Raw genomic sequence first — 7,994 nt, 5'->3', positions numbered from 1 at the left:
GCTTCAACCAGTGAGTCGACGAGGTTTTGTGTATTACCGTCGAGCACCACATCTTACGTCTGCGTCTTGAAGTCCCGCAGCGGGTGAATCGAGGCGTGTCCTACCCCTAATGGCTTTGCCACCTCCCCACCGACAAAGTAGTACTCGCCACGGTAGGTAAGCAGTGATATCTGGCAGTCCAGCAGGCTGAGGTCAATCTTCTGCCCACGGCCGGTTTTTTCCCGGTGGTACAGTGCGGCCATTATCCCGTTTGCCGCGAATAAGCCACCGGCAAAATCGCCCATTGGTGTCCCCATCTTCACTGGTTTGCCTCCTGCCTCACCGGTATAGCTCATAATACCTCCCCGGGCTTGAATGATGAGGTCAAAGGCGGGGCGGTCTTTAAAGGGGCCGGTCTCTCCGTAGCCGGTGACGGAACAGCAGATTATCCTGGGGTTTATCTTTTTCAGGGTCTCGTAGTCAATTCCCAGTCTTTCCACAACCCCGGGACGGTAATTGTTAATCACTACGTCGGCATCCTGAGCCAGCCGGTAGAAGATTTCCTTCCCCCCGGCGCTTTGTAGATTGAGTACCATGCTTTTCTTATTGCGGTTGATGGCAATAAAGTAGGCGCTTTCCCCTTCGACGAAGTGGGGAGGCAGACCGCGGGCGGCATCACCGGTGCCGGGTCTTTCGATTTTAATTATCTCGGCCCCCAGGTCTCCCAGTATCATGGTACAGTAAGGCCCCGATAAGACGGAGGTAAGGTCGAGTATCCTGACGTTCGCTAGCGGTAGGGTCATTCAATATTCCTCGTAAGAGTTGACATAATATATTCCAATGATTCGAGAATAAGTAACGGGCGCGGGTAATAAAGTAAGGTCTTTGCCGTTACGGTAAGGCCCGTTGATTTTATCTAGGAATCCAGGCTGACCAGCCCCTTGCGCATGGCATATTTAATCAGTCCGGTGCGGTTATGTATATCCAGCTTCTCCATTATTTTAGTCCGGTGCCCCAGTACCGTCTTCAAGCTGATGAAGAGCCTGTCGGCGATTTCCCGGCTGGTGTGGCTCTCAGCGATTAGCTTCAGTATTTCTCTCTCCCGGGCGGTCAATTGGTCATAGGGTTCTTCTTCGACCTGGCGCAGGTAGTCTTCAATTAAAACCGCCGCCGCTGACGGGTAGAGGAAGGAATCCCCTTTGTGCACGGTGCGGACAGCGGTGACCAGTTCTGAGCCGAGAGCCTTCTTGGGCACATAACCATCGGCCCCTGCCTTTATAGCTGATAATATGTATTCTTTGTTATCGTGCTGGGTCAGGACTAGGACTTTCACCGTCGGGTTTTTCTTTCTGATACGGCGGGTGGCTTCCAGTCCATCCATACCGGGCATGGCGATGTCCATAATCACCACGTCCGGCATCATTTCGATGGCTTTATCAAAAGCCTCCTTGCCTTCAGAGGCTTCTCCCACTATCTCAATGTCCTCATGTAGGCCGAGCAAAGCGCGGATGCCTTCACGCATCAGGGCGTGGTCATCCACGACCAGTATCTTTATTTTCTCCACCGACAACCTCCTGTTTTAGCGGTATTTCAATATCAATAACGGTGCCGCCATCGCCAGGACGTGAATAAATATTCAACATCCCATTCATAAGTTCTACCCGTTCTTTCATTCCCAGTAGTCCTAATCCCCGTGGTCTTTCTTTTGAATTTATCGCCTCCTCCACGTCAAAACCGGTCCCGTCATCCTGAATGCGCACTTTAACCGAGTTTTTCCTGAAATGCAGGTCTAAGCTGACATTCCGGGCATGAGCGTGCCGGGTAATGTTGCTGAACGCTTCCTTGGTGATTCGGAAGAGGGTTGTTTCCAGTTGCGGGGGTAATCTCCGCTCTTTACCAGTTGCCTTGAAATCAACCTTGATGCCGGCTGTTTCCAGGTTGACTTCGGCCAGCCATCGTACCGCCGGACCCAACCCCAAATCATCAAGTAACGAGGGACGAAGTTCATAAATTATTTTATGTATTTCATCCAGGATGCTGATGGATATCATCTGCGCTTCTTTTAACCTGGCTCTGACTTTGTCGGCGTCACCGGGTAACATGCCTAAAGCCGCTTCCAGGTTGGCATTCAGGCTGGCCAGGGCCTGGCTGGTCTCATCGTGCAGTTCACGGGCGATTCTTCTCCGTTCTTCTTCCTGGATGGAGAATATCTCTCGCAATAGCTCACTGCGAAACTCATCTTTTAGCTGTATGTCCCTGAGTAAAGGCATCCCTTGGTAAAATTCCCGACCCTCTATTTCTTTTCAGCTAGTTTTCTTAGCGATTCGATGTCACGCTGTATCTTTTGCTGTCGATTTAACAGTAGCAGGATGTAACCGAAGACAACTGCCCAGACCAAGCCGAAGGCTGCTAATAAGTACCCTGCATTTTCCATTTTATGGTATCTCCTTGATTAAAATCAAATTATAAGCTTAACCGGGTAATTTTTTCAATCTCTCAATTTCTATCTCATCGTTCCTGGTGGAGACTCGCTGGATAAGCAGTAGAGAAAACAAGGCGGTGAAGGCAATGATACTGACCAGAAGCGTTACCATCATTGCCGGGGCTACCCCGCCCTGGAAGATCATTGGCCCGGGGTGCATCCCCCGCCAGAGGGTGGTGGCCAGGGCGATGATGGGCAAGTCCACGAAACCGATGATGCCCACGACAGCAGCAAAAGTAGCGCCCCGTGATTCATCAACAGCAAAAGAGCGTACCATGAGGTAGGCGATGTAGATGAACCACAGAACGAGAGTAGCCGTTAAACGGGGCTCCGCCCAGGTCCACCATACCCCCCAGACGGGCTTTGCCCAGATAGAGCCGGTGATTAGAGCCAGCGAGGTAAAGACCAGTCCCACCTCCGCGGAGGAGTGGGCCAGGGTGTCCCATTTACGGCTCTTCTTAACCAGATAGAGGATACTGCCGATGAAGACAATGGTGAAGGCAAGCAGAGCCAGCCAGCCTACCGGGACCATGAGGTAGAAGATTCTTTGGATGATTCCCATCTCTCTCTCTGTGGGGACATAGATGAAGACGAGATACAGGGAGACCATCATCAGCGCCAGGCTCAACCAGAGCAGGACTCTTCTTTTCATTGTTCTCCTCTCCTTCTTTTAAGCTCTCTTTTCATTCTTCAATAATGAAGGCTAAGACTAAATAGGAGACTACCAGGAAGATAGCATCAAAAGCTCCTATTATCTGAAGCCAGGGGGCCAGGCTGCTCCAGGGTTTGCCGGCTAGCGCTAGCCCGGAAGCTTCAACGGCACTGATAATCACCGGGACAATGATAGGTAAGAAAAGGATGGGCAGCACCATCTCCCTTGCCTTCGTGTTAACGGCTAAAGCTGAAAAAAGGGTACCAACGGCTACAAATCCCACTGTGGTCAGAAAAGTGATCGCAATAATCTGGGGTGATAAGACCGCCAGATTGAAAAAGAAAGAAAAGATAGGCAGCGCTATCGCTTCTATAATAAGCATAAAGACTAAACTGGCCAGCATCTTGCCGGTATAAATAACCTCCCGGCTTACCGGACAGATCATCAGTCCGGCAAGGCAGTCCTGCTCTTTTTCCATGATGAAGGAGCGGTTAAGGCTGAGCACACCGGCAAAGGCAAAGGTTACCCACAGGATACCCGGAGCTACCAGCTCTATCATCTGCTGGCTGGCGCTGAAGGCAAAATTGAAGATGACTATTACCAGCAGGGTAAAGACCATTACGGAAAAGATGATTTCTCTGGTCCTAATTTCGGAGAGAGCATCCTTCCAGGTGATAGTGATAACTTTAGCCCAGAATCTCATGCTTCAATCTTTGTGTAGCGCCCGTAGATTTCCTTTAGCGCTGCCAGGTCCAGGGTTTGCCTTGACGCTTCATAGGCAATCTTTCCCTGGGATAGTATCATCAGATGCTCACCCAGTTCCAGCCCGCGTTCCAGGTCATGAGTGGTCAGGATAATGGTGCGTTTTTCTTCACCCTCTGTTTTTAGCGTATCCCAGAGTGTGGAGGAGGTGTGCTGGTCCAGGCCGGATTCCGGTTCGTCGAGGAGCATTATCGCCGGTTTGTGCAGCAGGGCACGGGCGATGGATAGCCTTTGCTGCATCCCCCGGGAGAGGGTGCTTACCCGGTCATACAGGCGAGAGGTCATGCCGACCATCTCTACTACTTCACGGATGCGTTCCTGACGTCCGGGTACATCGTACATGCGACTGTAGAAATCAAGGTTCTCGTAAGCCGTCAGGTTTCCGTATAGAAAAGTCTGGTGGGCGACTATGCCGATATGCTGTCTTATCCGCTCAGCGTCGTCCTTAAGGTTGAGCCCATCCATTATAATTGTGCCTGAAGTAGGCTTCATAATGGTGGATAAAATCTTGATTAAGGTGGTCTTCCCGGCGCCGTTATGACCGAAAATGACGACCGATTCCCCTCGTGCTACTTTGAGGTCGACCCCATCTAGGGCGGCTTTGCTGCCGAAAGACTTGGTAATTCCCTGGACTTCAATTGCCCAACCCTGATGGTGGAACCGGTTGCTCTCATTATCTGTGGCCAATGTTCCCTTCTGGTCTTCGCAGTAGTTTAACCAGTTGTGACTTTCTCTCCGCTCTCAGTTTGCGATAGGCGGCCTCATTGATTTTACCGCTATCAAAATCGTCATCGAGGCGGGCAAGCTCACCGAGCAGTCTTTCTCTTCTCTGTTCCAGGGTATCTCCGGCCGGTACCGGCTGGAGCTGTCTCTTCTTGAGAAGCCGGCTGAGGCTGAAACCGCCGGTAAGTACTACCAGTGTCAGGATTATCCACAGGGCGGCTTGTTGATTACCTGGTTGGGGGAGACCGGTAATCTGGGCAACCAGCGTCTCCCCTCTGGAGAAGTCACTTCCGGAGAAGTGGCTGAAGATTGTGCCATTGATATCCAGCGGCTCACCGGCTATCAGCCGGTCGCTGTTTACTTTAGCCCCTCCACCCTGGACCAGCAGGTTGTAGTTGCCGAGCGGGTAATGAATAGTCTGGGACAAGTTGAATGCCCCGGATTTGTTCTTAACCAGATAGGAAAAGATAATCTCTCTGTTCCCCGGCATGACGGGCATACTATCAATAAAGCCACCTGCGGTGGGGTAGATACAGCATTCCATTAGCCCGTATTCCGGATATAGGTCTTCGGCTCCACCGGGTAAGGAAAAGTCGAGGCTTTCCCATGTCCCGGGATTATCAGCCAGTTCTTTGGTGCCGATATAGGTGCGGTCAGTATCATTGGTAAAGTAGTAGTATTCCATTATGCGCAGGGCGCCTTCTTCGGGGTAGATAATAGCGTGCGCCATGGATATTTTAACCACACTATCATCGGTGGTGGATTCATATACAGTGAACTCGACTGACTTCTCCAGGACGCCGTCATCAAAGTTGAGCCATTCACCGGGGTATTCCGCTTCCTGGTATTTGGTGTTTATCTGGTAAGTATAGCCGGGTTCGGTGGAAAGCCCATCAAACGTGAAGCGCCCCTCGGCGTCAGTCTGAGTGGTGATTGAATCCGCCTCGGCATTATTGAGATTAATCTTCAGGGTGACGTCTTGTCCGGCAACGATACCGGCGCCTTCGGTGCCGTTTATCATCTGGCCGTTAATTATACCGTCGCCCGGTTCGGCAGCTAATACCGGGCTGCTCAGTCCCAGAATGAATATCGTTAGCAGTAAAGCAATACGCTTGATCAATTTTGGTCTCCTCGCTTCAGGCTGGCACCGCAATGAGCGCAAAACCGGTCGTCTGCTTCATGCTCAGCCCCGCATTGAGGGCAAAAACGGCGTTTTTGCTGGCGGAGTTTGGCGACGTTCTGTTCTATCTCCGCCTCGGCTGGCTTCTCTTTGCCTGCTTTCATAACAGGCTGAGTACGAGGCGGGGCTTTGCTCTGTCGAAGTTTCCTTACCTGCTTTTCTATCTCATCCTCTTCTTCATCGACTGCTTCTGAACCATCAATATCTTTGAGGATGGAAACCGCTTTTTCCTTGTATTTTGTTTCCAGGTCATGGTAGTCCTCTTCGGTAAGGATACCAGACCGGTAGTCAAATTCCAGCTCCTTGAGCATGGAATAGGTGGTATCCCGTCTGGACTGTAGTTCCAGCAGGTTTTCATCATCGGCAGAATCTGCCAGCCGCGGCTTCTGCTTGAGCAACGGATAAGCAATAAAGGCAAAGCTTATTACGGTGAGTAGCATACCGACGAAAATGGTCACCGGAAACTCCTCTCGGTAAACTCAGCCAGTTCCTGCTCAAGCTGGTTGTAGTATTTATCGTTCTGCTCATTACTGGTAACGGGGGTGGCCTGAGGAAGTTTGCCCTGACCTACCCACTTCTTCAGGGCGATAAAGATCACCCCGCCACCGGCTATGATAGCGGCAAAGGGGGTAATCCAGGCCATCAGGTTAAAGCCGCGTTTGGGGGGTGATGCCAGTACCTGTTCCCCGTAGCGGGTGACGAAGAACCGGGTAATCTCTGGCTCTGTCTGCCCCTGGTCTACCATCTGCTGGAGCAAAGCATTCATTTCAGCTCGTGAGCCGCATTCAATGTGGTTGCAGCTGGGCAGAACCGAGTTGCAGCCGCACTGGCAGACAAACTGTTTGGCAAGGTCAGTAACCGTGGCAGCGCTGACCACGGTCGGGATGAGAAAGAGCAGGACAAGAATAAGAGCCATTACCAGCTTTATCTTGAAATTATTCATCGCTATCTCCTTTTGACTGGCTTGCTTTGAGTCGGTATTCTCCTTGACTCAGGCCAGAAAGCAATCAGTCCCCCCAGGACAAAAATTCCTCCGCCAATCCATATCCAGTTGATCAGAGGATTGACAAAGACTTTGAAAGAGGCGGTCTCATCTGGGTCCGAGCCGAGCAGAATGACATAGAGGTCCTCCTTCAGTGTGCTGCGGATGGCTACTTCACTCACCGCCTGGTCATAGTTACGGTGAAAGTATTTTTCCGGTATCAGAGTGCCCAGTAGTTCTCCGGAGTTAGTGACGGAAATGGTGGTTGTCTCTACGTCTTTGCTCTCAGTAGTATAGTAACCAAAGTTTTCATAGGTGAGGGTGTAGTTCTTGATTGTCATTGATTCTCCCGGTTTGAGCAGGGCGTCCTGTTCAACATCAAATAGGGAAGAACCGGTTATCCCGATAGCCATGATGACGATGGCGATGTGGACAATGTAACCGCCATAGCGCGGCCGGTTGGTCATGATCAGGTTCCAGAAAGCTATCGGGTAATTTTCGCCGCGCATATGATGGCGGGCCCTGCTCCCGCGAAACCACTCATAAAAGATGGTAAACAGGACAAAAGCACATATCGGGAAGGCGATGAGGGCAGCCCATTCCCTCATTCCCGCTATGAAGAGGACGATACCCAAGGTGACGGCTGTCAGGGAAGGCCAGAGGAAATGGCGTGTCAGGTTCCTTAATGAAGCCCGCCGCCAGCCGATGAGGGTGCAGATACCGGCCAGAAGGACAATAGCCATGAAGATGGGCGCGTTTACCTGGTTGAAAAAGGGCGGGCCAACTGTAATCTTGACGCCGCGTACCGCTTCAGAGATAACGGGGAATATGGTTCCCACAAAGATAGCAAAAGCGGCGCCGACAAGGAGGAGATTATTAAGCAGGAAAGTGCTCTCCCTGGAAACAAGAGATTCCATCTCCGTCTCACCGGTCAGTTCCTCACTCCGGTAGTAGAGCAATCCCAGGGAACCAAAAAGGATGACGCCGATAAAGGCCAGGAAGAACGGGCCCATAGCGGAGTCGGAAAAGGTATGGACGGAAGACAGCACGCCGCTCCGTGTCAGGAAAGTACCGAATATTGACAAGGCGAAGGTCAGGATAATCAGTACCATATTCCAGATTTTGAGTATCCCTCTTCTTCTCTGCATCATGATGGAATGCAGGAAAGCAGTGGCTACCAGCCAGGGCATCAGGCCGGCGCTCTCCACCGGGTCCCATGCCCAGTAGCCTCCCC

Annotated in this window: 10 protein-coding genes; all 10 read right to left on the bottom strand. The window is 51.4% G+C overall.

All coding sequences use genetic code 11. From position 1 onward, the window contains the following. Positions 1–53: 53 nt before the first annotated feature. On the bottom strand, positions 54–782 hold the full coding sequence (locus Q8Q07_06600; GenBank protein MDP3879953.1) for a CoA transferase: 729 nt from the start codon (positions 780–782) through the stop codon (positions 54–56). A gap of 113 nt (positions 783–895) precedes the next feature. Next, positions 896–1,543: a response regulator transcription factor gene (locus Q8Q07_06595; protein MDP3879952.1), complete on the bottom strand. Its 648-nt coding sequence runs from the start codon at positions 1,541–1,543 to the stop codon at positions 896–898. Next, on the bottom strand, positions 1,512–2,249 hold the full coding sequence (locus tag Q8Q07_06590) for a sensor histidine kinase (protein ID MDP3879951.1): 738 nt from the start codon (positions 2,247–2,249) through the stop codon (positions 1,512–1,514). Before Q8Q07_06590 ends, Q8Q07_06595 begins: the two co-directional genes overlap by 32 nt. A gap of 201 nt (positions 2,250–2,450) precedes the next feature. Further along, positions 2,451–3,113 (bottom strand): cytochrome c biogenesis protein, encoded by a 663-nt coding sequence (locus Q8Q07_06585; protein MDP3879950.1) that lies wholly within the window; start codon positions 3,111–3,113, stop codon positions 2,451–2,453. 31 nt (positions 3,114–3,144) lie between these two features. Further along, complete coding sequence (locus tag Q8Q07_06580) at positions 3,145–3,816, bottom strand: heme exporter protein CcmB (protein ID MDP3879949.1); 672 nt, start codon at positions 3,814–3,816, stop codon at positions 3,145–3,147. After that, on the bottom strand, positions 3,813–4,562 hold the full coding sequence (locus Q8Q07_06575; GenBank protein MDP3879948.1) for an ABC transporter ATP-binding protein: 750 nt from the start codon (positions 4,560–4,562) through the stop codon (positions 3,813–3,815). Before Q8Q07_06575 ends, Q8Q07_06580 begins: the two co-directional genes overlap by 4 nt. Then, a complete protein-coding gene (locus Q8Q07_06570; protein ID MDP3879947.1) occupies positions 4,549–5,718 on the bottom strand; it encodes a carboxypeptidase-like regulatory domain-containing protein in 1,170 nt (389 codons plus the stop codon). Before Q8Q07_06570 ends, Q8Q07_06575 begins: the two co-directional genes overlap by 14 nt. After that, positions 5,715–6,236, bottom strand: coding sequence for a zinc-ribbon domain-containing protein (locus tag Q8Q07_06565; GenBank protein MDP3879946.1), 522 nt, complete (start codon positions 6,234–6,236; stop codon positions 5,715–5,717). The genes Q8Q07_06570 and Q8Q07_06565 overlap by 4 nt, the downstream gene beginning before the upstream one ends. Then, positions 6,233–6,721 carry a cytochrome c-type biogenesis protein CcmH gene (locus tag Q8Q07_06560; protein MDP3879945.1) on the bottom strand — a complete coding sequence of 163 codons (489 nt, stop codon included), beginning with the start codon at positions 6,719–6,721 and terminating at the stop codon, positions 6,233–6,235. Before Q8Q07_06560 ends, Q8Q07_06565 begins: the two co-directional genes overlap by 4 nt. Positions 6,722–6,723: 2 nt before the next feature. Beyond that, a partial coding sequence (locus Q8Q07_06555; protein MDP3879944.1) for a cytochrome c-type biogenesis CcmF C-terminal domain-containing protein occupies positions 6,724–7,994 on the bottom strand: 1,271 nt, incomplete at its 5' end.

The sequence above is a fragment of the Dehalococcoidales bacterium genome (assembly GCA_030698765.1).
Lineage (GTDB): Bacteria > Chloroflexota > Dehalococcoidia > Dehalococcoidales > UBA2162 > JAUYMF01.
This window is presented reverse-complemented; position numbering and strand designations above follow the sequence as displayed.

What these genes read in the sequence shown, in the direction of transcription:
- Q8Q07_06580 (MDP3879949.1), bottom strand. Translation starts at nt 3,816, where the DNA reads ATGAGATTCTGGGCTAAAGTTATCACTATCACCTGGAAGGATGCTCTC.
- Q8Q07_06590 (MDP3879951.1), bottom strand. Translation starts at nt 2,249, where the DNA reads ATGCCTTTACTCAGGGACATACAGCTAAAAGATGAGTTTCGCAGTGAG.
- Q8Q07_06585 (MDP3879950.1), bottom strand. Translation starts at nt 3,113, where the DNA reads ATGAAAAGAAGAGTCCTGCTCTGGTTGAGCCTGGCGCTGATGATGGTC.
- Q8Q07_06560 (MDP3879945.1), bottom strand. Translation starts at nt 6,721, where the DNA reads ATGAATAATTTCAAGATAAAGCTGGTAATGGCTCTTATTCTTGTCCTG.
- Q8Q07_06600 (MDP3879953.1), bottom strand. Translation starts at nt 782, where the DNA reads ATGACCCTACCGCTAGCGAACGTCAGGATACTCGACCTTACCTCCGTC.